27 protein-coding genes and 1 other annotated feature are annotated in these 25,926 nt (G+C 36.2%); of the genes, 17 read left to right on the forward strand and 10 right to left on the reverse strand.

Annotated features, from left to right (window positions below; genetic code table 11):
• Positions 1-275: 275 nt before the first annotated feature.
• A complete protein-coding gene (locus tag ACU8YW_RS05955; RefSeq protein ID WP_446894044.1) occupies positions 276-1,508 on the reverse strand; it encodes an ammonium transporter in 1,233 nt (410 codons plus the stop codon).
• 213 nt (positions 1,509-1,721) lie between these two features.
• On the opposite strand from ACU8YW_RS05955, the gene ACU8YW_RS05960 reads away from it, so the two are divergent.
• From ACU8YW_RS05960 to ACU8YW_RS05970, 3 genes are all read left to right on the forward strand, one after another.
• Entirely contained in the window at positions 1,722-3,023 is a 1,302-nt protein-coding gene (locus ACU8YW_RS05960) for an alpha-amylase family glycosyl hydrolase (protein ID WP_097890469.1), read from the forward strand.
• A 44-nt stretch (positions 3,024-3,067) separates the two neighbouring features.
• Positions 3,068-3,295 carry a hypothetical protein gene (locus ACU8YW_RS05965; RefSeq protein ID WP_426933917.1) on the forward strand — a complete coding sequence of 76 codons (228 nt, stop codon included), beginning with the start codon at positions 3,068-3,070 and terminating at the stop codon, positions 3,293-3,295.
• Between the two features lie 212 nt (positions 3,296-3,507).
• Entirely contained in the window at positions 3,508-4,395 is an 888-nt protein-coding gene (locus ACU8YW_RS05970; RefSeq protein WP_088608374.1) for a helix-turn-helix domain-containing protein, read from the forward strand.
• A 529-nt stretch (positions 4,396-4,924) separates the two neighbouring features.
• On the opposite strand, the gene ACU8YW_RS05975 is transcribed toward ACU8YW_RS05970, so the two are convergent.
• Entirely contained in the window at positions 4,925-5,416 is a 492-nt protein-coding gene (locus ACU8YW_RS05975) for a YajQ family cyclic di-GMP-binding protein (protein WP_001040146.1), read from the reverse strand.
• A 239-nt stretch (positions 5,417-5,655) separates the two neighbouring features.
• Between ACU8YW_RS05975 and ACU8YW_RS05980 the strand changes: the two genes are divergently transcribed.
• Positions 5,656-6,510 carry a CvfB family protein gene (locus ACU8YW_RS05980; protein ID WP_088062457.1) on the forward strand — a complete coding sequence of 285 codons (855 nt, stop codon included), beginning with the start codon at positions 5,656-5,658 and terminating at the stop codon, positions 6,508-6,510.
• Between the two features lie 52 nt (positions 6,511-6,562).
• On the opposite strand, the gene prsA is transcribed toward ACU8YW_RS05980, so the two are convergent.
• Both prsA and ACU8YW_RS05990 read right to left on the reverse strand, forming a co-directional pair.
• Positions 6,563-7,420 carry a peptidylprolyl isomerase PrsA gene (gene prsA / locus ACU8YW_RS05985; RefSeq protein ID WP_060489315.1) on the reverse strand — a complete coding sequence of 286 codons (858 nt, stop codon included), beginning with the start codon at positions 7,418-7,420 and terminating at the stop codon, positions 6,563-6,565.
• Positions 7,421-7,550: 130 nt separating this feature from the next.
• A complete protein-coding gene (locus ACU8YW_RS05990; protein WP_001120851.1) occupies positions 7,551-7,682 on the reverse strand; it encodes a DUF3941 domain-containing protein in 132 nt (43 codons plus the stop codon).
• Between the two features lie 100 nt (positions 7,683-7,782).
• Here ACU8YW_RS05990 and ACU8YW_RS05995 point away from each other — a divergent pair, with 100 nt between their 5' ends.
• Positions 7,783-8,640, forward strand: a complete 858-nt coding sequence (locus tag ACU8YW_RS05995; protein WP_060489317.1) for a YitT family protein — start codon at positions 7,783-7,785, stop codon at positions 8,638-8,640.
• 25 nt (positions 8,641-8,665) lie between these two features.
• Here ACU8YW_RS05995 and ACU8YW_RS06000 read toward each other — a convergent pair whose 3' ends face one another.
• The 3 genes from ACU8YW_RS06000 to ACU8YW_RS06010 all read right to left on the reverse strand — a co-directional run bounded on the left by ACU8YW_RS06000 (position 8,666) and on the right by ACU8YW_RS06010 (position 9,919).
• A complete protein-coding gene (locus ACU8YW_RS06000; protein ID WP_046957006.1) occupies positions 8,666-8,863 on the reverse strand; it encodes a DUF3813 domain-containing protein in 198 nt (65 codons plus the stop codon).
• A complete protein-coding gene (locus ACU8YW_RS06005) occupies positions 8,864-9,004 on the reverse strand; it encodes a hypothetical protein (RefSeq protein WP_000516816.1) in 141 nt (46 codons plus the stop codon).
• Positions 9,005-9,109: 105 nt separating this feature from the next.
• Positions 9,110-9,919 carry a Cof-type HAD-IIB family hydrolase gene (locus ACU8YW_RS06010; RefSeq protein ID WP_048545178.1) on the reverse strand — a complete coding sequence of 270 codons (810 nt, stop codon included), beginning with the start codon at positions 9,917-9,919 and terminating at the stop codon, positions 9,110-9,112.
• Between the two features lie 489 nt (positions 9,920-10,408).
• Between ACU8YW_RS06010 and ACU8YW_RS06015 the strand changes: the two genes are divergently transcribed.
• Together ACU8YW_RS06015 and clpB are read left to right on the forward strand one after the other, a co-directional pair.
• Positions 10,409-10,588 carry a YjzC family protein gene (locus tag ACU8YW_RS06015; RefSeq protein WP_000531420.1) on the forward strand — a complete coding sequence of 60 codons (180 nt, stop codon included), beginning with the start codon at positions 10,409-10,411 and terminating at the stop codon, positions 10,586-10,588.
• A gap of 199 nt (positions 10,589-10,787) precedes the next feature.
• Entirely contained in the window at positions 10,788-13,388 is a 2,601-nt protein-coding gene (clpB, locus tag ACU8YW_RS06020; protein WP_048545176.1) for an ATP-dependent chaperone ClpB, read from the forward strand.
• Between the two features lie 37 nt (positions 13,389-13,425).
• Here the strand turns inward: clpB and ACU8YW_RS06025 are convergent, their stop codons facing one another.
• A complete protein-coding gene (locus tag ACU8YW_RS06025) occupies positions 13,426-13,608 on the reverse strand; it encodes a YjzD family protein (RefSeq protein ID WP_001211113.1) in 183 nt (60 codons plus the stop codon).
• Positions 13,609-13,764: 156 nt separating this feature from the next.
• On the opposite strand from ACU8YW_RS06025, the gene ACU8YW_RS06030 reads away from it, so the two are divergent.
• From ACU8YW_RS06030 to ACU8YW_RS06060, 7 genes are all read left to right on the forward strand, one after another.
• Positions 13,765-14,499: a lipase family protein gene (locus ACU8YW_RS06030; RefSeq protein WP_048545174.1), complete on the forward strand. Its 735-nt coding sequence runs from the start codon at positions 13,765-13,767 to the stop codon at positions 14,497-14,499.
• Positions 14,500-14,528: 29 nt separating this feature from the next.
• Entirely contained in the window at positions 14,529-15,401 is an 873-nt protein-coding gene (locus ACU8YW_RS06035) for an NAD-dependent epimerase/dehydratase family protein (RefSeq protein WP_137013517.1), read from the forward strand.
• A 53-nt stretch (positions 15,402-15,454) separates the two neighbouring features.
• On the forward strand, positions 15,455-15,631 hold the full coding sequence (locus ACU8YW_RS06040) for a ComZ family protein (RefSeq protein WP_001003337.1): 177 nt from the start codon (positions 15,455-15,457) through the stop codon (positions 15,629-15,631).
• Between the two features lie 231 nt (positions 15,632-15,862).
• Positions 15,863-16,795 (forward strand): beta-ketoacyl-ACP synthase III, encoded by a 933-nt coding sequence (gene fabH, locus ACU8YW_RS06045; RefSeq protein ID WP_001100551.1) that lies wholly within the window; start codon positions 15,863-15,865, stop codon positions 16,793-16,795.
• 31 nt (positions 16,796-16,826) lie between these two features.
• The gene (fabF, locus tag ACU8YW_RS06050; RefSeq protein WP_000412643.1) at positions 16,827-18,065 is read left to right on the forward strand and encodes a beta-ketoacyl-ACP synthase II; all 1,239 of its coding nucleotides are present in this window, start codon (positions 16,827-16,829) and stop codon (positions 18,063-18,065) included.
• Between the two features lie 106 nt (positions 18,066-18,171).
• Positions 18,172-18,960: a DUF2268 domain-containing putative Zn-dependent protease gene (locus ACU8YW_RS06055; protein ID WP_088062463.1), complete on the forward strand. Its 789-nt coding sequence runs from the start codon at positions 18,172-18,174 to the stop codon at positions 18,958-18,960.
• 143 nt (positions 18,961-19,103) lie between these two features.
• A complete protein-coding gene (locus tag ACU8YW_RS06060; RefSeq protein ID WP_000966116.1) occupies positions 19,104-19,850 on the forward strand; it encodes a YjbA family protein in 747 nt (248 codons plus the stop codon).
• 278 nt (positions 19,851-20,128) lie between these two features.
• Here the strand turns inward: ACU8YW_RS06060 and trpS are convergent, their stop codons facing one another.
• On the reverse strand, positions 20,129-21,118 hold the full coding sequence (trpS, locus tag ACU8YW_RS06065) for a tryptophan--tRNA ligase (RefSeq protein ID WP_000110998.1): 990 nt from the start codon (positions 21,116-21,118) through the stop codon (positions 20,129-20,131).
• A gap of 74 nt (positions 21,119-21,192) precedes the next feature.
• Positions 21,193-21,409: a binding site (T-box leader), on the reverse strand.
• Between the two features lie 105 nt (positions 21,410-21,514).
• Positions 21,515-21,895 carry a DUF3899 domain-containing protein gene (locus tag ACU8YW_RS06070; protein WP_088062464.1) on the reverse strand — a complete coding sequence of 127 codons (381 nt, stop codon included), beginning with the start codon at positions 21,893-21,895 and terminating at the stop codon, positions 21,515-21,517.
• Between the two features lie 319 nt (positions 21,896-22,214).
• On the opposite strand from ACU8YW_RS06070, the gene ACU8YW_RS06075 reads away from it, so the two are divergent.
• The 3 genes from ACU8YW_RS06075 (at position 22,215) to opp3C (ending at position 25,916) form a co-directional block, all read left to right on the forward strand.
• Positions 22,215-23,846 (forward strand): peptide ABC transporter substrate-binding protein, encoded by a 1,632-nt coding sequence (locus ACU8YW_RS06075; protein WP_088062466.1) that lies wholly within the window; start codon positions 22,215-22,217, stop codon positions 23,844-23,846.
• A gap of 127 nt (positions 23,847-23,973) precedes the next feature.
• Positions 23,974-24,903, forward strand: coding sequence for an oligopeptide ABC transporter permease (opp3b, locus tag ACU8YW_RS06080; RefSeq protein WP_000534165.1), 930 nt, complete (start codon positions 23,974-23,976; stop codon positions 24,901-24,903).
• Positions 24,900-25,916: an oligopeptide ABC transporter permease gene (gene opp3C, locus ACU8YW_RS06085; RefSeq protein WP_000974096.1), complete on the forward strand. Its 1,017-nt coding sequence runs from the start codon at positions 24,900-24,902 to the stop codon at positions 25,914-25,916. The genes opp3b and opp3C overlap by 4 nt, the downstream gene beginning before the upstream one ends.
• Positions 25,917-25,926: the final 10 nt, after the last annotated feature.

A 25,926-nucleotide genomic window follows, 5' to 3' on the forward strand; every position in this document is an offset into this window, starting at 1 on the left:
TAGGAAAAGACGACTGTTAAACGGTCGTCTTTTTTGTATGTATGTAAAGTTACGCCGGGGTATTTTTCAGTTTCGTCATGTCGGAATTTGTTGGTAAATGGATATATCGTGTCGAAACGTCGATATATTGAAATAATCGCTGATATATTTAAAAAATCGTCGATATATCCGAAGAATCGCTGATATATTCACCGGAATACTAGGTGGGGTATACTGCGCCGACAAGTACAATAAAAAGAGATGCAATCTACTACCAATAGATTGCATCTCTTTTTTTAGTTCACTCGCTCTGTGTACTCATAAGCTTTCTCTCCGTGCATCGAAATATCAAGTCCCATATGTTCTTCGTGTTCATCTACCCGAACAGGGAGAAAGAAGTTAATTGCTTTAATAATGGCGTACGTCATTATGATTGTGAATGCATATGTTGCGCCAATTGCTACCAGTTGTTTAAACAGTAAAGCAGCGTTTCCGTAAAATAATCCGTTAGCGCCATCAGCATTTACAGTAGTAGTTGCAAAGAGTCCTGTTGCAATACCGCCCCAAGTTCCGCCGATACCGTGGCATCCGAATGCATCGAGTGTATCGTCGTATCCGAATTTTGTTTTTAAGAAAAAGACTGCTCCGAAGCATAATACGCCGCCAATTGCTCCGATAAGAAGAGCGGAGAAAGGTGTAACGAACCCGCAAGCTGGTGTAATAGCGACTAAACCGGAAACTACACCGCAAGCAGCTCCCATCGCAGTCGGTTTTGATTGGAAGAACCATTCTGAAAGCATCCAAGTTAATGCGGATGCAGCTGCTGCTATATTTGTATTAATAAATGCGGTTAAAGCTACGTCGTTTAAAGATAATGCACTTCCGACGTTAAAACCGAACCAGCCGAACCATAGTAAGCCTGCGCCTAACATTGTAAATGGTAAATGGTGAGGAGAAGTACCGTTTATGTTTTTTCGTTTTCCGAGGAAAATAGCTAATACAAGGCCAGCCACGCCAGATGTAATATGAACGACGTTACCACCAGCGAAGTCTAATGCGCCGAGTTCTCTTAGCCATCCGCCAACGCCCCATACCCAATGAGCGACAGGATTGTAAACGATTGTTGTCCATAGAAGGATGAAAATAAGGAAAGCAGAAAATCGCATTCTTTCGGCGAATGCACCTGAAATTAAAGCGGGAGTTAAAATGGCGAACATGAGTTGGAACATCATAAATAAATTGTGAGGAATAGTAGATGAGTAGTCTGGATTTGGTGCGGAGGTAACTCCGTTTAAACCGAACCAATTGAGTGTACCGATAAGTCCGTGCCAATCTGGTCCGAATGATAAAGAATAGCCGATCACAATCCACTGAATCGAAACGATAGCCATTGCACTATAACTATGCATTGTCGTACTGAGTACGTTTTTACTGCGAACCATGCCCCCATAAAAAAGTGCCAATCCTGGTGTCATTAACATGACCATTACTGTCGTTACAAACATAAAAACCGTATCTCCTGTATTCATTCTCTCTCCTCCTATGATGTTATAAAAAATAACATCGATTTGTTATGTTTCATATCATATTCGAAATGAAATGAAAAATCAACTAAAAATTCGGAAAACTTTATACTTCATGTTAGGAAATATAACATGAAGTATTTTTGGGGGAATGAAATCAACGTATGTGATTCGTCCTGAAAATTGGTATAATATTCTTACAATTAAAAAACATGGGGGATGCGTGTGAGGAAAATACGGACTAGGAAATTATTTATTTGTTTTTGTTTAGCTGTCGTTTTGTTTGTGCCAATACATACGTTTGCAGATGAAAAAAGAGAGTGGCGAGACGAAGTCGTATATTCCATTATGATTGATCGCTTCAATAATGGAGAACCGAAAAATGACAAACAGTTAGAAGTTGGAAATTTAGAAGGATATCAGGGTGGAGATATAAGAGGGATTATAAAAAGACTGGATTACATAAAAGAAATGGGTTTTACCACTGTTATGCTTTCACCGTTTTTTGAAAGTGGAAAGTACGATGGGTTAGATGTACAAAATTTTCAAAAGGTAAATGAACATTTCGGAACAGAAAATGATGTGAAAGAACTTGTACAAGAAGCGCATGCAAAAGGGATGAAAGTTATATTCCAATTTCCGCTTGGAGAAAACGAACAACAAGTTATAGACGCGATGAAATGGTGGATCAAAGAAGTCGATTTAGATGGAAGTTATGTGATACATAGTGAAAAAAAGTCGCGTTCTTTCTGGGATGACGTGCAAAAAGATATGCAAGTGATAAAGAAAGATTTTCGTATTATGACAAAGGAAGATAGTGAATATAACGAAAAAATAGTAGAATCGTTTTCTAAAGTGGATGTATCGGTGAAACCTTTATATGATGTGAGTAAAAAAGAAGGGGAATTCGTTACATTTTTAGATAATCAAGATACAAAAAGGTTTGCCCGTATTGCAAAAGAGAATATGAATTATCCACCATCTCGTTTGAAACTAGCCCTTACATATTTATTAACATCACCAGGTATTCCGAATTTTTATTACGGGACTGAAATTGCATTAGATGGAGGGGATACCCCGGATAATAGACGATTAATGGATTTCAAATCAGATGAAAAATTTGTGCAGCACATAACGAAACTCGGTGAGCTTAGACAAGCGAGACCATCTTTACGCCATGGAACGTTTGAGCTTTTATACGATAAAGATGGAATGAGTGTACTGAAACGAAAGTATAAAGATGAAGTAACATTAGTAGCGATTAATAATACGAAAGAAACACAAAAAGTTGCTTTACCTGTAAGTGCAATTGGCGAACAACAAGAGTTAAGAGGATTGTTAGAAGATGAAATTATAAGAGAAGAAAACGGAAAGTTTTATCTTGTTTTAAAGCGTGAAGAATCAAATGTATATAAAGTTAACGGGGAAACAGGTGTGAATTGGCTATTTATCTCTTTAATCGTCGGTGTGAACGTATTGTTTATTGCTTTTTTAATTGCGGTTAAAAAGAGACGGAAATGAGTAGCGTTTTTTTAGTAGTTCTTCAGTTTAAGGTGGTGAGGTATTTGCGGAAAAAGAAGTGGTTCGCTCTATGCGTATGTGTTTTTATCGTATTCGTAAGTTTTTATTTTTGGGAAAAGCGTGATGAAGGGGAATTTGTTCGGTGGGGCGATAGTGTTCATTCTGTTGATACGGCAGTTCTGAAAAGAAACGATATAAAATACAAAATCGAAAATGATAAAGTATACATACCTAAAAAATCATTTGATAAAGCAATATGGTGTTGCTCTTAATAAATGCGAAATCTCGGTGGGACAGGCTAAGGAGAAAACTTTCTCCCTAGCCTGTTTTTCTGTGAAGTAAGACTCTCACTTCGAAATGCAGCTGAGAAAAGAAATGAAAAGACCTTTAGAAAAACAATAATTGCAACTATATTGATTTTACATTACATTAAAGGGTGAAAAATATTCTGTTACTCATTGAGGGCTATATTTGAGGAGGAAAAATGGAATTTTACGATTTGGGTATTACCATTAAAGAACTTAGAATGAAAAAGAATATATCACAATCTGAATTGTGTCATGGAATATGTTCGCAAAGTCAAATTAGCAAAATAGAAAAAGGTATGATTTATCCATCTAGCATATTGTTATATCAATTATCTGAAAGACTTGGTATTGATTCAAATAATATTTTCGCACTAACGCAAAATAAAAAACTAAAATATGTAGAAAATGTAAAATATGTAATGAGAGATTGTACAAAACAAAAACAATATAATGAACTTTACGAAATAGTGAAACAAGAGAAAAACGAAAATAATTTCCAGTTAAAAGAAGATAAACAATTTCTAATATGGCATGAAGCCATTGCTATATTTCATGTAAATAAATCAATAAAAACTGCTTTAAATCTTTTAAATAGTGCACTAAAACTAACTGTAACGAATGTTGATTTTTTATCAGAAAGAGAAATAGATATTATGCAGTCGATGGCTATATTTCATTGGGCAAATAAAGAGTATGAAAAGAGTATTACTATATTAAGAAGGTGTTTAACTAATTTTAATAAGTTAGATTTTCCTAGAGATAAAGAGATTAAATTAAAAATCATTTTTAATTTGGCGAAAATTTTAGGTCTTGCAAATCAACATGAAGAGGCAATAAAATACAATGATATGGGGATTAAATTAGCTATTAATCTAAATACTTTATATTTATTAGGTGAATTATATTATGGAAAAGCTTGGAACTTGCTAAAGCTAGAACAATATAATGAAGAAGATGTGGCTGACAACATGAAAAAAGCATTATTTATCTTTGAACTAACAGAAAAAGAAAATCTAATAAAAATGGTTAAAGAAAAATATTTTGAAAAACAAAATAAAAAATGATTCATAATTTCTGATGAATATCTTATTAATTTCTATAAAAAAAGGCACCTTACGGTGTCTTTTTTATAACTTATATCATCAATTATTACATTTTATAGGTTTCTTATACCAAGCTTTGTTGATGTATTTACACTTCGCAGGTGTTGAAGCTTTAGGTGTATCCTCGGGTGTAGTTATATTATTAGAACACCCTGCAATATATAGACAGAATGTAGTTAATAAAAAACATAGTATTAATTTCTTCAAATAACCACTTCTAACTCTTGTTTAATTAACATTTTTTCATAAAATAAATTCCTTACTAATTTTACATTACATGAAAGGGTGGAAAATATTCTTATACTCATAATTTGTTACATTTGAGTAGGGAGGGAGGTTTTGCGCCGATTATTAAAAGGACCTTCTTCATTTATGCATAATAATTAAATACTTATTCTAACTATCCGATTGCTCGTAATCTTAGACTTTGTAATATTTTCTCTACACGCTAAAAAGAAAAACACCCTCTACACAGAGGGTGTTTTTCTTTTTAGCGGTAGTTAATAAATTGTACGTCAATCGGTAAGTCAGCACTGCGAACTGCTGCGATAACTGCTTGTAAGTCATCACGGCTTTTCGCTGTAACACGTACTTGGTCATCTTGTACTTGTGTTTTTACTTTTAATTTCATTTCTTTAATGATGTTGTTAATTTTTTTCGCGTTATCTTTATCGATACCTTGTTGAAGTGTTGCGCGTTGGCGAACAGTGTTACCAGTCGCAGCTTCAACTTTTCCGTAATCCAAGTTTTTAATTGGAACGTTACGTTTTACAAGTTTAGAAATTAGAACGTCTTTTACTTGGTCTAATTTGAACTCATCATCAGAAGTTAAAACAAGTACTTCTTTTTCTAATTTAATATCACTTTTACTTCCTTTAAAGTCATATCGGTTTTGGATTTCTTTTAATGCGATGTTAATTGCGTTTGTTACTTCAGGTAATTCTACTTTCGAAACGATGTCAAAAGAACTATCTTTTGCCATAGTTAGCACCTCCAAATAAATTTCTAATCTTTTTATGTACTGTACATACTAAAGTATAGCTGAAAACGAGCCTAGACTTAAGTGTTTTCATACTTATATTTATGTAACCTCATTTTATTATAGTGAATTTTGGGCAGTTGGACAAATAAAGGAAAAATCGTGTTATAATTAACTTTTGTTTGGAATGATAAAAAATATAAAAAAGTTAATTTTATATATATAGAAGGGAATTAAAAAATATGTATTTACAATTAGGATCGATTGAACAGGTAACTGTTTTACGCGAAACGGAAATCGGCTATATGGTTGGGACTGAAGAAGAAGAAATCTTCTTACATAAAAACGAATTAGTTGGAGAAATTGCAGAAGGCGATACGATTGATGTATTCTTATACCTTGATCACCAAAATCGTATTTCAGCAACAATGAAGGAGCCGCTTATTACAACTTTTGATTGGAACTGGGTAAAGGTTGTAGAAGTTATTCCTAGTTTAGGTGTGTTTGTTAATATTGGTGTATCAAAAGATATACTAATCCCAGCTGATGAGTTCCCGATTTATATGCCAGTATGGCCTGAAGTTGGCGACGAATTATATTGTACGTTAAAATTAACGAATCGTGATCGCCTTATCGCTCTTCCGGCAAGAGACAGTGATATGCAAGAAATTATCGTAGATGCGACGCCATCTATGCGTAATAAAAACGTAAATGGACGTGTGTATCGTTCACTTCAAGTTGGTTCATTCATACTAACTGATGAGCATTTCCGTGCTTTCTTACACCATACTGAAAGAAAAGAACAAGTCCGCATCGGTGAACGTGTAACGGGCCGTATTATTGACGTGAAAGATGACGGTACAATTAACATTTCACTTCTTCCTCGTAAAGAAGAAGGAATGGAAGATGATGCTACTGTAATTTATGCATATATGGAAGAACGAGGCGGAGCAATGCCGTTTTGGGATAAGAGCCACCCAGAAGATATTAAAGAACGTTTCAACATGAGTAAAGCTGCGTTTAAGCGTGCGCTTGGTAAGTTGATGAAAGAAGAAAAGATTTACCAAGAAGAAGGTTGGACGTATTTTAAGAAGTAAATTAAATAAAAAGCACTGCCTTATTTTGCTGTAAAAATAAGGCGGTGCTTTTTTAATTCCCTTGCTCATGTGCAAGAGTAAACGTATCTTCCAAGTCACTATCATTTATTTTAATATTTGCCTTTTTTAATTCCTTTTGTATTAACTTATGACTGAATGTAGGGTCGGCAATACGTTCTGCTTCTAAGTTTTTACGGATGGAGTCTTTCACTTCATCGTAAGGTTGTAAATCTTTTTTATCAGTTAATTTAATAATATGATAACCGTTTGGTGATTTAACGGGATTGCTAATTTGTCCGACTTTTAGTTTATAGGCAGCTGTTTCAAATTCAGGCGCCATTCTGCCTGAATTGAAGTATCCAAGGTCTCCACCTTTATCTTTTGATAGTAGATCTTGCGATTCTTGTTTTGCTAATTCTTCAAATGAAGCGCCAGCATCTAATTTTTTCTTTATTTCTTTCGCTTCATTTTCGTCACTTACTAAAATATGACTCGCTTTAATTTCTGGTTTATAGTGGTCTTTCACGTCTTTTTCTGTAACACTTTTCTTAATTGCTTCATTCATAGCAAGTTTGAACTTAATTTGATTTTTGAAATCAGCTTCATCTTTTAAACGATTGTTTTCGAGTACTGCTGTGAATTGATCTCCATATTGATTTTTCGCTTTTTGTACTTCTTTATCTACATCATCGTCAGATACTTTATATTTTTTCGTGATAACGTCTTGTGCCATCATTTCGTATAGCATGTCTTTTCCGTAACGATCTTTCAACTGTTTTTCGAAGTCGCTCTTCTTAATGGTTGAATCTGTTGCTGTAGCGACTGTAGCTGAGCTGTTTTTTTGTCCACAAGCAGCTAGCATTAATATACTTATTAGTGCAGTAATAATGAAAATGTGTTTCCCTCTCATGCCAACACCTCATCCGAATATGTTATCGCTATTGTAGAATATAGAAGTGAACATGAAGTGAATTTTTAATGTTTTTTCCCTGTAAAATGTAAAAAAAGTACATCAACAATATTGTTGATGTACGATGGGATCAAAGGTGATCAGTCTTTTTAGAATAGGCACGCTTACCTTGCTGAATATTTTTTTGTTCTTGCTCATTTTTTTGTGTACGCTTTGCATTATTATCGCGTGCTTTTTTGTCGTTATCACTCGTATGTGGCATATGTATCAACTCCATTTCTAACCGTTGTACGTTTATCATTTCCTTTTTCGTAAAGACTATGTATAGCAGTGCATTCATGAATAATAAAGGTGGATTAGAAATGGATTTGAAGTTGAATTATACCGAACTTATAAAGAAGTTAATCGTTGTAATTGTCGCAGGTTTGTTAAACGCGATTGGAATGAATTTATTTTTAACGCCAGCGAAAGTGTACGCGAGTGGCTTTGCTGGATTGTCTCAATTGTTATCACAAATATTAGGGGACTTTTTATCTATTCACATATCAACGGGGGTATTGTTTAGTTTGTTTAATATTCCCGTCGTTATTTTAGCATGGAAAAAGGTTGGGAAGGCCTTTACTTTCTTTAGTTTTCTTTGCGTGATATTTATGACTTTGTTTCTAGAAATTATCCCGGTTAGAGCGGTTTCGAACGATATTATATTAAATGCGATTTTTGGTGGGATTATTTCAGCGATTGGGGTAGGGATTGCGTTGAAGTGGGGGGCTTCTACAGGTGGTTTAGATATTATCGCCATGATTTTATCAAAGATTAAAGATAAGCCTGTCGGTACGTATTTTTTCTTCTTTAATGCACTTATCATTATTGCGGCTGGCTATGTGTATGGATGGGAAAAAGCATTATATACTTTGGTGACTTTGTATGTGTCAACGCGAATTATTGATGCGATTCATACACGTCATGTGAAAATTACAGCACTAATTGTTACGAAGAATGGGACAGATGTACGAAAGGCAATTCATTCACGCTTAGTGAGGGGGATTACAACTATACCAGCAACAGGCGCTTATACAAATGAAAATAAGGAAATGTTAATGATTGTTATTACGCGTTATGAGTTATATGAATTAGAAAGGGTTATTAGGCAAGTGGACCCAGGTGCATTTACAAACGTATTACAGACGGTCGGAGTGTTTGGTTTGTTTCGAAAAGATTAAAGAGGACCAAAGCTGGTCCTCTTTTTTAATGTAAATTCGTAATATTTTGCAACTGCTCCTGCATTTCACGTAGCTGAACTTTTTCAGCTGTTGAAGAGTTTGCATAAGCAGAGTGCAAAGCGTTTTTTGCTCTATATACGAGATCTTGTTGCTCAGTACCGCTTGAACAAGTGACGGCATTTGCAACGGCATCTCTAGCTTGTTGGAATAGTAAGTTCCCCATTTAAACCCCTCCAAAAGAAGAGTTACTTCTCGCTTTTTCTGCCTCAGCTAATGTACCACGGTACGGGAATCTTGCATCATGCTTCATAACAGCATCGGCTCCTTGTTGGATAAAACGTTTTGATTTGTTCTTTTTACCCATTCGAAAAACCCCCTTTATTTAGCTGAAAACAATCGACGCGCTGACTTTTGCGTCTAATAATAGTATGAGCGTTTGGCGAGAAACTATAAGCAGGGAATTTTTAGATTATAATCCAAGAACCTCTTCTAAATATAGCGCAATACCATCTTCTTCATTCGTTAATGTCGTATGATTTGCGAGTGATTTTAATTCAGGAATTGCATTACCCATTGCGATGCCGTGACCAGCAAATTCAATCATTTCAAAGTCGTTATCTTCATCACCGAAAGCGATAATTCGCTCTTGTGGAATGTTGTAATGACTAGAAATTTTTTGTAATCCGACAGCTTTATTTAACCCACTTTTCACGATTTCAATAATCGGCCAAGGTGCGCCCCATTTTCTATGGTCGATTACTTCAGCATGCATATCAGTTAAATGTTGACGAATTGCACTGGAATGCTCGTCATGTGCGTCAATTAATAAGCAGGTTGGATGATCGTTTAAAATATTTAATAAGTCTCCTGTAAAAATCTTTGGAGAACCGAATTCGAAAATATGTTTTTTATCTTCATCAATTTCACGAACATACACATCGTCCATTACTTCAGCATATATATTTTTTACACCAAAATCAAAGCAAGCTCGGACAATTTCTTGGGCTGTTGCTAGCTCAAGAGGAGAGTGATGTGTTCCCCACTTTGAATCAAGAGGATGATGTACGTAAGCACCATTAAAGTTTACGATTGGTGTATTAAGACCGAGTTCTTTGTAGTAATCAAAACTAGCACGGAAGGGACGTCCCGTTGAAATAACGACAATATGTCCTTGCTCCTTTGCTTTTGCAATTGTATGTTTTGTTCGAGTGGAAATTATTTTGTTGTCTGTTAATAAAGTGCCGTCTAAGTCTAATGCGATTAAATGCTGTTTATTCATAATTTCACCTCTTATAATATTTTTTTTTCTATCTGTATTTCCGTTTTTAATATGCAGAAATAAGAGGTTAAACTGGGTGAGAAAACCAAAGATGGAAAGTTCACTATATATCCATCTTACGTCGCAAAGTACTGCGGTGTCTACTATTTCTCGCTGGAAATTAAGAAAAGTCAACGTCTTTTTAGAAAGTTCAAACAATGTTTCTTTCATTATGTACAAATTGTGAAAAGGGTTACATTGCTCGTATGATGAGGCTTATAATGAACATGTAATCTTCTCGTATATGTTTGACTCTCCTTTGAAGCTAGCCTATAGTAGGTTGGTTTCTTTTTTTTCTGCAAATAGGAAAGAAATCCCTTCCTAAGCTTGTGTCATTCATGTATATGTACAAGAACGAAATGTAGTACTTGTTTCCTAAACATGACAGAAAAGCTTTCTTTTAAAATGGATATACTAATGAGGCAAAGACGTCATGGAAGGAGAATGGAAATGGGACAAAATCGCAGGTTTCGTTCTGGACAAAAAGCGCCAAACGATGGTATTTACGTAGAAATTGGTGAAACAGGAAGTATGGTAAAAGATCCGCAAATGGTGAAATTAACTGCGGGTGAAAAGTTTCCAGATAACGCGAATCATAACCGTCAGTGGACATATAAAAGAAAACCGTAACAGGAGCCGCAATCATTATTGCGGCTTTTTTGTCGTTACGCATTGCGTATATTTTTTCAGTTGTATAATGAATGTTCCCTTTTTCTTTTTCCAATAATAAGTTTGAAAATACATAAGCAAAATTATTGTATAAAAAAGTCAGTTGGCGTATAATCAAATCAAAGGTCAAAGAAAGTCAAACATTTGGAGGACTGTAAAGATGGACTTAAATCAAATGACAACAAAAACACAAGAGGCGATTATGAGTGCCCAATCTTTAGCGGTATCTCATCATCATCAAGAAGTAGATACTGTTCATCTCTTGTTTACATTATTAGAAGAGCAAGATGGATTAGCAGTGCGTATTTTTCAAAAAATGAATGTCGATATAGAAGCGTTAAAGCAAGGCGCCGAAAGTTTAATTAAGAAAAAACCTTCTGTAACGGGAAGCGGTGCAGAAGTAGGAAAATTATATATAACAGGTGCTCTGCAACAACTACTTGTAAGAGCAGGAAAAGAAGCAGAGAAATTGCAAGATGACTACATTTCAGTTGAACATGTATTGCTTGCTTTTTCAGAAGAAAAAGGCGATATAAATCAATTACTTACAAGATTTCACATTACGAAAGATAACTTATTACAGTCTTTAATGACAGTTCGGGGGAATCAAAGAGTGACTAGTCAAAATCCAGAAGCAACTTATGAAGCGTTGGAAAAATATGGTCGTGATTTAGTGGCGGAAGTGAGAGCAGGGAAAATTGATCCTGTTATCGGTCGCGATAGTGAAATTCGACGTGTAATCCGCATTCTTTCACGTAAAACGAAAAACAACCCGGTTTTAATTGGTGAACCCGGTGTTGGTAAAACAGCAATCGTTGAAGGATTAGCACAGCGTATTGTGAAGAAGGATGTACCAGAAGGATTAAAAGATAGAACAATCTTCGCATTAGATATGAGTGCGCTTGTAGCTGGAGCGAAATTCCGTGGTGAGTTTGAAGAGCGTCTGCAAGCTGTATTAAATGAAATTAAAAAGAGTGAAGGTCGCATTTTATTATTCATTGATGAACTTCACACAATCGTCGGTGCTGGTAAAACAGAAGGTGCGATGGACGCAGGAAATATGTTAAAACCGATGCTTGCGCGTGGTGAACTGCATTGTATCGGGGCGACAACGTTAGATGAGTATCGTAAATATATTGAGAAAGATCCAGCACTAGAAAGACGTTTCCAACAAGTATTAGCAGAAGAACCAACTGTTGAAGATACAATTTCCATTTTACGTGGTTTAAAAGAGCGTTTTGAAATTTATCATGGTGTAAATATTCATGACCGCGCGATTGTAGCAGCATCCGTTTTATCAGATCGATATATTTCGGATCGTTTCTTACCAGATAAAGCGATCGATCTTGTTGACGAAGCGTGTGCAACAATTCGAACAGAGATTGATTCTATGCCAACAGAATTAGATGAAGTAACGCGCCGCATTATGCAGCTGGAAATTGAAGAAGCGGCTCTTGGAAAAGAGAAGGACTTTGGTAGCCAAGAGCGCCTGAAAACGTTGCAACGTGAATTATCGGATTTAAAAGAAGTTGCAAGTGGTATGAGAGCGAAATGGGAAAAAGAAAAAGAAGATATTCATAAAGTGCGTGACTTACGTGAACATTTAGAGCGTCTGCGCCGTGAATTAGAAGAAGCAGAAGGTAATTACGATTTAAATAAAGCAGCGGAACTTCGTCACGGGAAAATTCCTGCAATTGAAAAAGAGTTAAAAGAAGCAGAAGAAATGGGTGCACATAATAAACAAGAGAATCGCTTATTACGTGAGGAAGTAAGTGAAGAAGAGATTGCTGATATTGTTTCACGCTGGACTGGTATTCCTGTCGCAAAACTCGTTGAAGGTGAACGCGAGAAATTACTACGCTTAGAGCAAATTTTATCAGAGCGTGTCATCGGACAAGAGGAAGCGGTAAGCTTAGTATCAGACGCAGTTCTTCGTGCACGCGCTGGTATTAAAGACCCGAACCGTCCAATTGGTTCCTTCATCTTCTTAGGACCGACAGGTGTTGGTAAAACAGAACTTGCAAAAACGTTAGCGCAGTCTTTATTCGATAGTGAAGAGCAAATGATTCGTATCGACATGTCTGAGTATATGGAGAAACATGCTGTGTCACGCTTAATTGGTGCGCCTCCTGGATATGTTGGATATGAAGAGGGCGGTCAATTAACAGAAGCGGTAAGACGTAAACCGTATTCAGTTATTTTGTTAGACGAAATCGAAAAAGCACATCCAGAAGTATTCAACATTTTATTACAAATGTTAGATGATGGACGCATTACAGATTCTCAAGGACGTACAGTAGACTTTAAAAACACGGTTATTATTATGACTTCAAATATTGGATCTGCTCATTTGTTAGATGGATTAGAAGCAGATGGCTCAATTAAAGAGGAATCAAGAGAACTTGTAATGGGGCAATTAAGAGGACATTTCCGACCAGAGTTTTTAAATCGTGTCGATGAAATTATTTTATTCAAACCTCTTACAACGAATGAAATTAAAGGTATTGTTGATAAAATTGTAAAAGAATTACAAGGTCGTTTAGCTGACCGTCATATTACAGTAGAATTAACAGACGCAGCGAGAGAATTTGTTGTAGAAGCTGGCTTTGATCCGATGTACGGAGCTCGTCCATTAAAACGATATGTACAGCGTCAAGTTGAGACGAAATTAGCGAGAGAATTAATTGCAGGAACAATTACTGATAACAGTCACGTAGTTGTTGATGTAGAAAATAACGAATTAGTCGTTCATGTAAAGTAAAATAAAAAAGAGTTCGGATAAAATCCGGACTCTTTTTTTAGTGTTGTTCTACTGGCTCGTTTGGAATTGTAGCTGAAATTGCTAGTACTAATACCGCAAGAACAACTGAGAAAATAGACGCTTGGTTAAAATCGTATGTACCGCCAGTCATAGAGCCGATTACGTAGCTCATCATATGTACAAGCGCGAACGACCAAATTAATGCCCAAATGAAACGCATATTTTACACCTCTATTCGTTCAATCTGTCCTTATTGTAACACAATTGAAAAAAGAATATAGAAAAATATTTGTAGATTTTTCAACGCAAATTTGCATTCCGTTCATACATTATAGAAGAGTACTTTTATACGTTTAGAAAATAAGGCGGGGGAAAAATGAGTATTACGGAACGTTTTTTTTATTTAGAAAAAGAACCATGTGTCATTTATTTACCGGAGAAGCCAAATGGATTTTCTGTTATGCTTCTCGGTGATTATAACTACTTTATTGAGAATGGTACAAGTTTATGGACACAGCATGCAGGTAGATCTTATTTTTTACATGGCCTTATTGAGGAAGGCTACACGGTCTTTTCCTCTAATTTATACGGAAGACATTGGGGAAACGACCAATCTGTTCGTCTAGCAAAACGTTTATATGACGTTGTTTTGAGAAAAGAGACATTAAATGCGAAAATGCACATTATGGCAGATGGTATGGGTGCACTTGTAGCACTTGAAATGATGAACAAATACCCTGAATGTATACGCTCTGTCATTATGTTAAATCCATGTTTAGATTTACCAGAATATGTGGAGTTTGAAAAAGAGCATAAGTTTTTTTACAAAAGATTAGTGAAGGAATTAAGTTTGGCGTATGATTCCAAAGAAGAAGAATTAGAATCCAAAATAAATAAGAAATCATTTACGCTTCTTCCGTCTTGTGTACCTGTTAAAGTTTTCGTATCAACACAAGAAAAAAGAGGAAGAAAACAGTTGTTACGTAAATATGAGAAAATGAGGCAATTCAATCAATGTGATACTTCTGTCTTATTCCATCTGCAAGATGTGAAATATAAAATGGTTAGGCAAACGACTGATTTCTTTAAAAAATATGAAGAAGAATTGTGAAGCTCCCATATACATAAATGAGGAGCTATTTGTTTCAAGGAGAAAGGGTTGGTGGTATGGAGCGCGTGCTAATTATAGGTGCACTTACGTTTGTAGGTTATCACCTTGTGAATAAAATGATTGCAGAAGAAGTAGAAGTGTACGGTCTTGATTTTGATGAATTCGAGAATATGAAAAAAATTAATGAAGAGAAGTTATTGTTGATTGGACGAAATGCGTTATTTACGTATTATTCGATAAGAGATGAAGATGGATGGAGATCAGTAGAAGGAGAGAAGTTCGATACGGTTTACTTTTGCTTGTATGAGCCAAATCAACAAAGTGGTTTTCGGAATGAAAGAGTTATATTACAGTATTTAAAGCGGATTATAAGACTGTGTGCAGAGCAGAAAGTGAAGTTAAATCTAATTTCTTCTATTGAAGTAGGAAACGCAGATGAATCTGAAAATAAACGTTTATTTTTGAAAGTGGAAGAAGGATTGAAAAAAGGAGAGGCACCATATAGTGTATTTCGAGTTCCTACATTATATGGGCCATGGCAACCATCTTTTATGATGTATCATCAGCTCATTTTATCAGAACTGGATGAGAAAGAGTGCCATTATGCGAGCGAGGAAAATGGAAGTGATCTATTGTACGTGGAAGATGTATGTGAATACTTATGGGAAAATGGAATGAACGAGGAGCATCTCGGCATATACAATTTACTTAGTGGTAAAAAGTCATTATGGAAAAAAGGTATGAACCTTTTACGTGCAGCGGATAAAGTGAATAAAAAGAATGAGGAAGAACGAAATGATGCTGTCGAGGTTATTTCGATAAAAAGAAATACCCCGTTAGAATACGGTTTAAATAAACAATTGGCACATATGAAAAAATATAAAGAGTTATACGAAGGATAGCGAGCGTGTTACACTATGTATGTGAAAGTTTTAATGGAGAGGAAGAACATAATATGAATGAGAAAAGCATGCAATTTTTACAAATCGCAATGAAGCATTTACCAGAAGCAAAGGCCATCTTAGATTCGAATGGAATTGCGCTTGATATGGAGAAAGCACAACCAGTATTAGAGTTATTGATGAAAGTTATGAACGAAGCATATGAGCTTGGGAAAGCAGATAAAGAATAAAACCTTCTTTTTTGGAAGGGAAGAGAGGCTCGAACCGTGGATAGAAGCGGTTCGGGCCTTTTTATATTTCAAAAGAAACAGGAAAGGTATGTTTCTGTTTCTTTTAATAAACAATAAAGTGAATAATGCTGGATTTATGTTTTAGCTGAAATATATTCTAGACAAAAATACATTTATGTTTTAAAATTAGTACCAAGTCATAATAATTGATATAAAACGGAGGGCTGCGATGTGAACGTGGGCATTTTAGGGATCGGAAGATATGTGCCAGAAAAAGTAGTCACAAATCACGATTTAGAGAAAATCGTAGATACATCTGATGAATGGATTCGTACGAGAACGGGAATTGCAGAAAGACGCATTGCCGATGATACAATAGATACTTCATATATGGCGGTAGAGGCTTCTAAAAAAGCACTTGAAGATGCCGGGATTAGCGGAGAGGATATCGACCTGATTTTAGTGGCAACAGTAACACCAGATCGAGCATTCCCAGCAGTAGCTTGTGTCATTCAAGAAGCCATTGGCGCAAAACACGCAGCCGCAATGGATTTAAGTGCAGCGTGTGCTGGTTTTATGTACGGAATGATTACAGCGCAGCAATTTATTCAAACGGGAACTTATAAAAATGTATTAGTAGTTGGTAGTGATAAACTATCTAAAATTGTAGACTGGAATGATCGAAATACAGCAGTACTATTTGGAGACGGAGCCGGTGCTATCGTAATGGGGGCGGTTTCAGAAGGAAGAGGCGTTCTATCTTTCGAATTAGGAGCAGACGGAAGCGGCGGTAAGCATCTTTATCAAGACGAGTATGTTATGATGAACGGCAGAGAAGTCTTTAAATTTGCTGTTCGCCAACTTGGTGATTCCTGTCTTCGCGTGTTAGAAAAAGCGGGACTTACGAAAGAGGATGTGGATTTTTTAGTACCACATCAAGCGAATATTCGTATTATGGAATCTGCAAGAGAGAGATTAAATTTACCACAAGAAAAAATGAGTATGACAATTGAAAAGTTTGGTAATACATCAGCTTCTTCAATTCCAATTGCAATGGTAGAGGAATTGCAAAATGGACGTATTCAAGATGGTGATTTAATTATACTTGTTGGTTTCGGCGGCGGATTAACATGGGGAGCAGTTGCTCTTCGTTGGGGTAAATAAGGACTGAGAGAAAAAAAGGAGTGTATTTTGTATGGAGAAAAAGAGGGTCGTAATTACAGGACTAGGAGCTGTTACACCGATCGGAACAGATGTTGAAACAGCGTGGGAAAACATTAAAAAGGGTGTATCTGGAATCGGACGACTTACAAGAATTGATCCGGAACTGTTTCCAGCAAAAGTAGCAGCAGAAATTAACGACTTTGAAGTCGAGAAATATATTGATAAAAAAGAAGCGCGCCGTATGGATCGCTTTACACAATATGCAGTAGCAGCAGCGAAAATGGCAGTTGCAGATGCAAAGCTTGAAATTACAGAAGAAAACGGACCTCGAATTGGTGTATGGATTGGTTCTGGTATTGGTGGTATGGAAACATACGAAGAACAATTTAAGATTTTTACTGAGAAAGGTCCGCGCCGCGTGAGCCCATTTTTCGTACCAATGATGATCCCAGATATGGCAGCAGGTCAAGTATCGATCGCAACAGGAGCAAAAGGAATTAACACTTGTTCTGTAACGGCTTGTGCATCTGGTGCAAACTCAATTGGTGATGCATTTAAAGCAATTCAACGCGGTGATGCTGATGCAATGATAACAGGCGGAGCAGAAGCGCCGTTAACAAGTATGGCATTTGCAGGATTTAGTTCAGCGAAAGCATTAACATTTAATGAAGATCCAGCAACAGCTTGCCGTCCATTTGATAAAAACCGTAGTGGTTTCGTAATGGGTGAAGGTTCAGGTATTTTAATTCTCGAAGAATTAGAGCACGCATTAGCTCGTGGTGCTCACATTTATGCGGAAATCGCTGGTTACGGTGCAACTGGTGATGCATTCCATATTACAATGCCGGCTCCTGGCGGTGAAGGCGGCGTGCGTGCAATGCGTCAAGCTTTAGCAGATGCAGGTCTACAGCCAGAAGATATTGATTACATTAATGCGCACGGTACAAGTACGGATGCGAATGAAAAGTATGAAACGATGGCAATTAAAGAAACGTTCGGTGAGCATGCGTACAAAGTAGCAATTAGCTCAACGAAATCAATGACAGGTCACTTATTAGGAGCAGCTGGTGCTGTTGAAGCGATCTTCTCAATTAAATCAATTACAGACGGAGTAATCCCTCCAACAATTAACTATGAAACACCAGATCCAGAATGTGACTTAGATTACGTACCGAATAAAGCGAGACAACAAGAAGTAAATGCAGTATTAAGTAACTCACTAGGATTCGGTGGTCATAACGCAGTATTAGTATTTAAATCGTATAAATAATAGATGAGATAAGGAGTTTTTTCGCAATATATTGCGAAAAAACTCCTTATTTATTTTTACGTCTTTTTCTCCTTTTGCATATACATAAGAAAAAGGAGGGATAAAGATGGGGATTGTTGAAACTGCTGAGTGGTTACATCTATATTATGGACGGCCAGAAAAGCTGTGTGAAAAGTTTACGAAGTATATCCCGCTGCCAAAAGACAGGTTGTATCGCTTTTTAATTTCTAAAGGTATGTACCGCCCAGTTATACGAGGAGAACAAGAAGTAAAAGAGTTAGAGGAAAAGGAAGTTTGGAAAGAGTTACGTACGGAGTATGAGAAACTGAAAACCTGGTTAAAAGGTCCAGATGTCCCTGTCTTTATTTTATTATCAGATTCCTATAATCGAACTGTACAAGAAGAGTATAACGGTAGGGCGGGATTATCTATGCGTCACGTTATTTTCTTATTCGTATGTGGACGGAATTCGGTGGAAGAATTAAAGGTGTTATTGGCGCATGAATATCATCACATATGCAGGTTACATCAAATTGAGACGAAAGAAACAGAATATACATTACTTGATACGATGATTATGGAAGGGCTAGCTGAGCAAGCGGTAACGGAAAGATATTCAGAAAAAAACAATGCACCGTGGACGACGTATCTTTCAAAAGAAGAGGCTATTTATTATTGGAAAAATGTTGTACATGAAAGAATAAGTATAAAACGAGGAACAAGGGAGCACGACATCTTATTAAATGGATTTCACTCTTATCCAAAGATGCTGGGCTATGCGCTTGGATTTCATATTGTCAAAGATTGTGTGACATTGGAAGGAGAAGATACACTTTCTTTATTATCTATAGATGCAAAAGAAATATTGAATAAAGCAAATACATTTCATATATAAAAAACAGGAGCTCTATTTCCTGTTTTTTTTAGTATTAATAGAAGAAAAAATAATAATTAGAATATATTTCCTTAGGTGGAATAAAGTTAAGAAAAATTGAACATAATGATTGATACAAACAGTAGTGAAGTGAGGGGTAGTGAATGTTATATCTACATGATGTATGGGTAAATTGGTTTGAAGGTGAAGAGAATGGGTATAACGTTTGTCATTTTTACGAATGGCGGAAAGATGATACGATTGAGCTATTAGATCAAGTGCCATTATTAAAAGTAGATGCCACATTATATCATTACATCGAGGACGAATTGTTAGAGCTTCCGCAAAAATTGTTGGAAGACGTACATCATAAGGCATATATTCGTAAAAATCATGAACGTTTGCAGCAAGAGTATTGCTTTGTTGTTACAGATGGAAAAGGAATTATTGCGATTGACACAATTGGTTACAATGTACCAATTCGAAAGAGCAGACTTATACCGCGCCAAGAGCAGATGGTATATGAGATGGTAGAAAACGTACAAGCAGAAAAGTATGAGTTCCAAGTAGAAGAAATGGAAAAAGAACATCATATTTTATCACCATCACCTTTCATTATGAATGGCTTAACTCGTAAAGAAAGACAGCTGAAACAATTATTATTTATGGCGTTAGATCAATTACATACAACGAAAAACACAGCAGAAATTCGCTATTGGTTCACAGAGTGGGATCCATCAGCATACGGAATGGTTCAACATATGGAATTTGAAGATATTTGGGCTAAACTGTATGATGAAGCGAAAACAGGCTGGTCTGAGAAGCACGAACAATTATGCGAGCGTCTCGTAAAAGGACAGCCATTTTTTGAAAAGTTATGGGAAATGGAAAACGAGCAAAAGGTAAATTAAAAAAACCGCCAATTGGCGGTTTTTTAATTTGTTGTAACTTAGCTCCAGCGGCAAGAATGTTCGGTGGCTTCGCGCCTTCCTGCGAGGCAAAAAGCGCCTCTACGTCAGGAGCTCCATCCCCCTCACATTCTAAGCGAGCCGCTTCCGCTTTATAAGAAATCCAGCTCCGGCTCCTAGCCCTTCGCGTCTAAGAACCTTCCCCACGAGAAGGTAAAAAGCACCTTCTGTGGGAAAGAACCTTAGCCGTCAGGGCTAAACAGTCGCCTCCGCTTTATATGTTACCTACGTTTTCTGCTTAGTCCCATTGCGTTTTCTACTTTGCGTAGTTGTTTGAATGCAACGCGGTTTGCTTTTTCGGCACCTTTGTCTAGAATTTCGTCTAGTTCTGGTGAGTTGATTAGTTCGTTATATTTGTCTTGGATTGGACGAATTGCTTCTACGACTACTGCTGCTAGGTCGCCTTTGAAGTCTCCGTATCCTTTTCCTTCGTACATTGCTTCTATTTCTTCAACTGTTTTTCCAGAGAATGAAGAGTAGATTGTTAATAAGTTAGAGATTCCAGGTTTGTTTTCTTTATCAAATTTCACGATACCTTCAGAATCAGTTACAGCACTTTTAATTTTCTTTTCAATTGTTTTTGGTTCATCAAGCATACTGATCATTGCTTTTGGATTCGGATCAGATTTACTCATTTTTTTCGTAGGTTCTGTTAATGACATAACGCGAGCTCCTACTTTTGGAATACGAATTTCAGGAACAGTGAACACTTCACGGAAGCGTTTGTTGAAACGCTCTGCTAGGTCGCGTGTTAATTCCATATGTTGTTTTTGATCATCACCAACAGGTACGATTTCAGTGTTGTAAAGTAAAATATCAGCCGCCATTAATGGTGGATACGTTAGTAATCCAGCTGGAACTGAATCTCTACCAGAAGATTTATCTTTATATTGAGTCATACGCTCTAATTCTCCAACGTAAGCAACTGATTGCATAATCCATCCTAGTTGAGCGTGTGCTGGTACTTCTGATTGTACAAATAAAGTAGCTTTTTCAGGATCGATGCCGCATGCTACATAAAGTGCAGCAAGACTGCGAATGTTTTTACGAAGTTGTACGGGATCTTGAGGTACTGTAATCGCATGTTGGTTTACAATACAGAAATAACAGTCGTGTTCATTTTGAAGCTCTGTAAATTGCTTCATAGCTCCTAAATAGTTTCCAAGTGTAATCGTTCCACTCGGCTGAATACCAGAAAAGATAACTGACATAAGTAATTCCTCCTAAATTTGAATGCGTGATGGGGAAGAGAAGGCAAACAAAAAAGCCCATTCATCCCAAAAACTATAGGGACGAATGGACCGCGGTACCACCCTAATTATTTCACTACTGTGAAATCTCTCTAATCCATAATAACGTTTGGATATAACGCCAAAGCCTACTACTTTCGGTTCGGTTTGGTGCTCAAAAGCCCATTCCATACTGCGCAATTACTTGTTCACACCAGCCACAAGCTCTCTGAAATTGCCTCAATATGTACTCTTCTTTATCATCGCATACATATAAATTTATTTATTGTTACCTAAGCTCTTTTAATATGAAAGAACTAAAGTTTTATAACAAAATGTTTTGCTGATTATTATATCATATGGGATAGTGTTTGCAAACTACATCAAAATAGTAAAGCTAATGAGGGTTGAGAACAACCCAAGAACGATACCTGTAATACAAATTGGATACGTCCATTTGAATGAATATGTTTTATAAATACGTTCTTTCTTATCGACAGGTTCCTCTGCTTCTTCAATTAAAGAGTCAATTTTTTTGTTCGTACCAAACACTCTTTGAAAGGCGTAAATTGTTACGTTAAAAAATCCATTTTGAAATATGAATAAAAAACCGCCGACAAGAATAAAAAATAGTGCGGCATAAAACGATATATTGACAAAATTCAACAAAAATCGCGATGAAACGAGGATTGCGCCAATACTAGAAGCGATTATCGCTATGAAAATTAGTATACAAGTATGAAAAAAAACTTTATTCAAAATGTTCCCCTCCGTCAAAATATTACTAGAATTATTATACTATAAAAGCTATAATATGTACTAGAATTAATTTTTTGAAAATTATACGCAATTAAAGGTCTGATTTTAAGATGATGGTAGCAATGTTAACGTATCCCTTTACAAAAAAATAAAAAAATAAACATTTTATTAAAAATTTTAACAAAAAAACAAAAAATTATATTCACAATTGTTATATTATATGTATAATGAAAATTGTAGAAACTTGGAGATTATTCTTTCAATTCTACTTTTTTACAAGTGAGGGTACAGGAAGTGCAATTAGGGGAGGCAACACAACATGAAGAAAAAGATACCGTTATTACTTGCATCGACGTTGACTGTCAGTATGTTAGGAGCTTGTAGTTACCAAAAAGAGGATAATAAAGCAGGCGCAAAAGAAAAATCCTCAAACAAGCAAGTGTTAAATCTAACCGAGACAGCTGAAATCCCAACTATGGATACGACGTTATCAACAGATGCAGCATCTTCTAACATCATGAATAACACAATGGAAGGATTATATCGTCTGGGGAAAGACGATAAGCTTGTTCCAGGTGTCGCTAAATCTTATGAGAAATCAGAGGATGGCAAAAAGTATGTGTTTAAGTTACGTGAAGATGCGAAATGGTCTAATGGTGAACCTGTAACAGCGAAAGACTTCGTTTATTCTTGGCGAAGAGCTGTAGATTCAAACACAGGTGCCAAGTTTGCTTACATACTATTTGATGTTAAAAACGCGGAGAAAGTTAACAAAAAAGAATTGCCAGTTGAAGAGCTTGGTGTAAAGGCAATTGATGATTATACACTTGAAGTGGAATTAGATAACCCTGTTCCTTATTTTGTAAGTTTAACAGTCTATCCAACATTGTATCCTTTGAATGAGAAGTTTGTAACAGAACAAGGAGCAAAATTTGGATTAGAATCCAATACGACACTTTATAATGGTCCATTCGTATTAAATGAATGGAAGCATGAACAAAGCTTCAAACTTACGAAGAATCCAACGTATTGGGAAAATAAAGAAGTAAAACTTGAGGAAATAAACTTCAATATTGTTAAGGATCGTTCAACTGCTATAAATTTATATGAAACGAAAGCAATTGATCGTGTAGTCTTAACATCAGAGTTTGTAGACAAATACAAATCAGATGCTGACTTTAAAACGATTAAGAGACCATCTACACAATTTATTCGCTTAAATGAAAAGAATAAATTTTTAGCAAATAAAAATATCCGAAAAGCAATTGCAATGTCCTTTGAGCGTGAAAATATCGGGAAAGTTATCTTAAACGATGGTTCAGAGGGGATATATGGTTTTGTTCCGAAAGGCTTAGCAAAAGGTCCGAATGGAAAAGACTTCCGTGAAGAAAACGGAAAGCTTATAAAAGAGGATATTAAAGAAGCTCAAAAATACTGGGAAGCTGGTAAAAAAGAACTTGGTGTAGACAAAGTAGAGTTAGAGCTATTAAACTTTGATACTGATGATGCTAAAAAAATCGGAGAGTATTTAAAAGGCCAATTTGAAAAGAACTTACCAGGTTTAACAGTTTCAACAAAAATGCAGCCATTTGCACAAAAATTAAAACTTGAAGCAAGTGGAGATTACGCAATGTCATACGCGGGATGGAGTCCAGATTATATGGATCCAATGTCATTCCTTGAAATGTATACGACAGGTAATGCGCAAAACAAAGTAAATTATGCAAATGCAGCGTATGATGATTTAATTAAAAAAGCGAAAACAGAAGTTGATGTACAAGCTCGCTGGGATGCATTATTACAAGCAGAAAAACAACTGCTTGAAGATGCAGCGATTGCTCCAGTATATCAACCAGGAAAAGCTTATTTACAACGTGGCTCAATTACTGGCCTATTAGAACATAAATATGGCGGAGAATTTAGCTATAAGTGGGTTGAACTAAAAAACTAAAAATGGTTTCCATCATGAATAAGGGTATATGCCTATGATGGGCGTATGCTCTTATTTTAAAAAAATAAAAGTAAGAATATTTTAAACTATCTTATTGCTTTTGAGAAAAACGGGGAGGTGCTTGACTATGGGACGTTATGTATTAAAACGTTTCGTGTACATGGCTTTGACATTATTTTTAATTACTACACTGACTTTCTTTTTGATGAAATTACTTCCGGGTTCTCCGCTTAAAAACCAGGAGAAACTATCACCGGCACAAAAAGAAATCATTCTTGAAAAATATGGCTTAAATGATCCAGTACCAGTTCAATATGCACGTTACTTAGGTAACTTAGCAAAAGGTGATTTAGGGGTATCATTCCAATATGATAACCGTCCAGTAACAGATATGATTGTGGATCGCATTGGACCATCAGCACAACTTGGTTTACAAGCGATTATATTAGGAACATTTATCGGTTTAATTTTAGGAATCGTTGCGGCACTTCGTAACAATACGTGGGTCGATTATGGGGCGACAATTATTTCCGTACTCGGGATGTCGGTACCATCGTTCGTATTCGCCGCATTACTACAATATTTCGTAGGGGTAAAACTTGGGTGGTTCCCAGTAGCATTCTGGAAAGGACCAGAGTTTACCGTAATGCCTACAATCGCTTTATCGATGGCAGTTATCGCAACAATCGCACGTTTTGCTCGTGCAGAGTTAATTGAAGTTATGCAAGCTGATTACATTTTAACAGCGAAAGCGAAAGGAATTAGCCAAGGCGTTATCATTATTAAACACGCACTTCGTAACGCGTTAATTCCAGTAGTAACAATTTTAGGACCAATGGTTGCAGGTTTAATTACAGGGACATTAGTTATTGAGCAAATTTATGCTGTACCAGGACTAGGGGAACAGTTCGTTAAATCTATTACAGTGAATGACTATACAGTTATTATGGGAACTACAATTTTCTATAGTGCGATTTTCATCTTAGTTATTTTCATTGTCGATATTTTATACGGAATTATTGATCCTCGTATTCGTTTAGCGGGAGGGAAAAAATGATGAAAGATGTACAAAAATTATCTCCAGATTTATTTCAACAAGCCAATCAAAATAATGTTGATAATGAAGTCATTGCCCGTCCAAGCTTAACGTTTTGGCAAGATGTAAGAAGACGTTTGTTCCAACATAAAGGAGCAATGTTCGGTTTCGTTTTATTAGCGCTTATTATATTACTAGCAATCTTAGGACCGATGGTAAGTAAGCATTCTTATAAAGAGCAAGACTTAGGTCGTGCGAAATTACCACCGAAAATTCCTGTTATTGAAAATGTTCATTGGCTACCATTTGACGGTACGGATCAATATGGTGTTGACCAATATGAAAAACGTGATATTAAAGAGTATTTCTGGTTTGGTACAGATGATCTTGGCCGCGATTTATGGACAAGAACATGGGAAGGTACGCGTGTATCATTATATATCGCTCTTTTAGCAGCGGCGATTGACTTAGTAATTGGGGTTGCTTATGGAGGTATTTCAGCGTTCTATGGCGGTAGAGTAGATAATATTATGCAACGTGTTATGGAGATTATTAACGGTATTCCATACTTAATCATCGTTATTTTAATGGTAATCATTATGGGATCTGGTATATGGTCAATTACACTAGCAATGGCGATTACAGGTTGGATAGGGATGTCACGTATCGTTCGTGGACAAATCCTGAAATTAAAAAATCAAGAATATGTATTAGCATCTCGTACATTAGGTGCAACAAATACACAATTAATTGTAAAACACTTAATCCCGAACGTAATGGGACCAATTATCGTAATGACAATGTTTACAATTCCAACAGCAGTGTTTGGTGAGGCGTTCTTAAGCTTCATCGGTTTAGGTATTCAGCCACCATTCGCATCACTTGGTTCTCTTGTAAATGACGGCTATAAATCAATTCAAACGTATCCACATATGATGTTCATCCCAGCGGTTGTCATCAGTATGTTAATCTTAGCATTCAACTTAATGGCAGACGGATTACGCGACGCGTTAGATCCAAAAATGCGTAAGTAAAAGAGGGGAG

The organism is Bacillus pretiosus, assembly GCF_052947655.1.

Bases quoted from the DNA above. Each gene is read 5' to 3' on its own strand.
- ACU8YW_RS05955 (WP_446894044.1), bottom strand. From the start codon at position 1,508: ATGAATACAGGAGATACGGTTTTTATGTTTGTAACGACAGTAATGGTC.
- ACU8YW_RS05960 (WP_097890469.1), top strand. From the start codon at position 1,722: ATGCGTGTGAGGAAAATACGGACTAGGAAATTATTTATTTGTTTTTGT.
- ACU8YW_RS05970 (WP_088608374.1), top strand. From the start codon at position 3,508: ATGGAATTTTACGATTTGGGTATTACCATTAAAGAACTTAGAATGAAA.
- ACU8YW_RS05975 (WP_001040146.1), bottom strand. From the start codon at position 5,416: ATGGCAAAAGATAGTTCTTTTGACATCGTTTCGAAAGTAGAATTACCT.
- ACU8YW_RS05980 (WP_088062457.1), top strand. From the start codon at position 5,656: ATGTATTTACAATTAGGATCGATTGAACAGGTAACTGTTTTACGCGAA.
- prsA (WP_060489315.1), bottom strand. From the start codon at position 7,420: ATGAGAGGGAAACACATTTTCATTATTACTGCACTAATAAGTATATTA.
- ACU8YW_RS05990 (WP_001120851.1), bottom strand. From the start codon at position 7,682: ATGCCACATACGAGTGATAACGACAAAAAAGCACGCGATAATAATGCA.
- ACU8YW_RS05995 (WP_060489317.1), top strand. From the start codon at position 7,783: ATGGATTTGAAGTTGAATTATACCGAACTTATAAAGAAGTTAATCGTT.
- ACU8YW_RS06000 (WP_046957006.1), bottom strand. From the start codon at position 8,863: ATGGGGAACTTACTATTCCAACAAGCTAGAGATGCCGTTGCAAATGCC.
- ACU8YW_RS06005 (WP_000516816.1), bottom strand. From the start codon at position 9,004: ATGGGTAAAAAGAACAAATCAAAACGTTTTATCCAACAAGGAGCCGAT.
- ACU8YW_RS06010 (WP_048545178.1), bottom strand. From the start codon at position 9,919: ATGAATAAACAGCATTTAATCGCATTAGACTTAGACGGCACTTTATTA.
- ACU8YW_RS06015 (WP_000531420.1), top strand. From the start codon at position 10,409: ATGGGACAAAATCGCAGGTTTCGTTCTGGACAAAAAGCGCCAAACGAT.
- clpB (WP_048545176.1), top strand. From the start codon at position 10,788: ATGGACTTAAATCAAATGACAACAAAAACACAAGAGGCGATTATGAGT.
- ACU8YW_RS06025 (WP_001211113.1), bottom strand. From the start codon at position 13,608: ATGCGTTTCATTTGGGCATTAATTTGGTCGTTCGCGCTTGTACATATG.
- ACU8YW_RS06030 (WP_048545174.1), top strand. From the start codon at position 13,765: ATGAGTATTACGGAACGTTTTTTTTATTTAGAAAAAGAACCATGTGTC.
- ACU8YW_RS06040 (WP_001003337.1), top strand. From the start codon at position 15,455: ATGAATGAGAAAAGCATGCAATTTTTACAAATCGCAATGAAGCATTTA.
- fabF (WP_000412643.1), top strand. From the start codon at position 16,827: ATGGAGAAAAAGAGGGTCGTAATTACAGGACTAGGAGCTGTTACACCG.
- ACU8YW_RS06055 (WP_088062463.1), top strand. From the start codon at position 18,172: ATGGGGATTGTTGAAACTGCTGAGTGGTTACATCTATATTATGGACGG.
- ACU8YW_RS06060 (WP_000966116.1), top strand. From the start codon at position 19,104: ATGTTATATCTACATGATGTATGGGTAAATTGGTTTGAAGGTGAAGAG.
- trpS (WP_000110998.1), bottom strand. From the start codon at position 21,118: ATGTCAGTTATCTTTTCTGGTATTCAGCCGAGTGGAACGATTACACTT.
- ACU8YW_RS06075 (WP_088062466.1), top strand. From the start codon at position 22,215: ATGAAGAAAAAGATACCGTTATTACTTGCATCGACGTTGACTGTCAGT.
- opp3b (WP_000534165.1), top strand. From the start codon at position 23,974: ATGGGACGTTATGTATTAAAACGTTTCGTGTACATGGCTTTGACATTA.
- opp3C (WP_000974096.1), top strand. From the start codon at position 24,900: ATGATGAAAGATGTACAAAAATTATCTCCAGATTTATTTCAACAAGCC.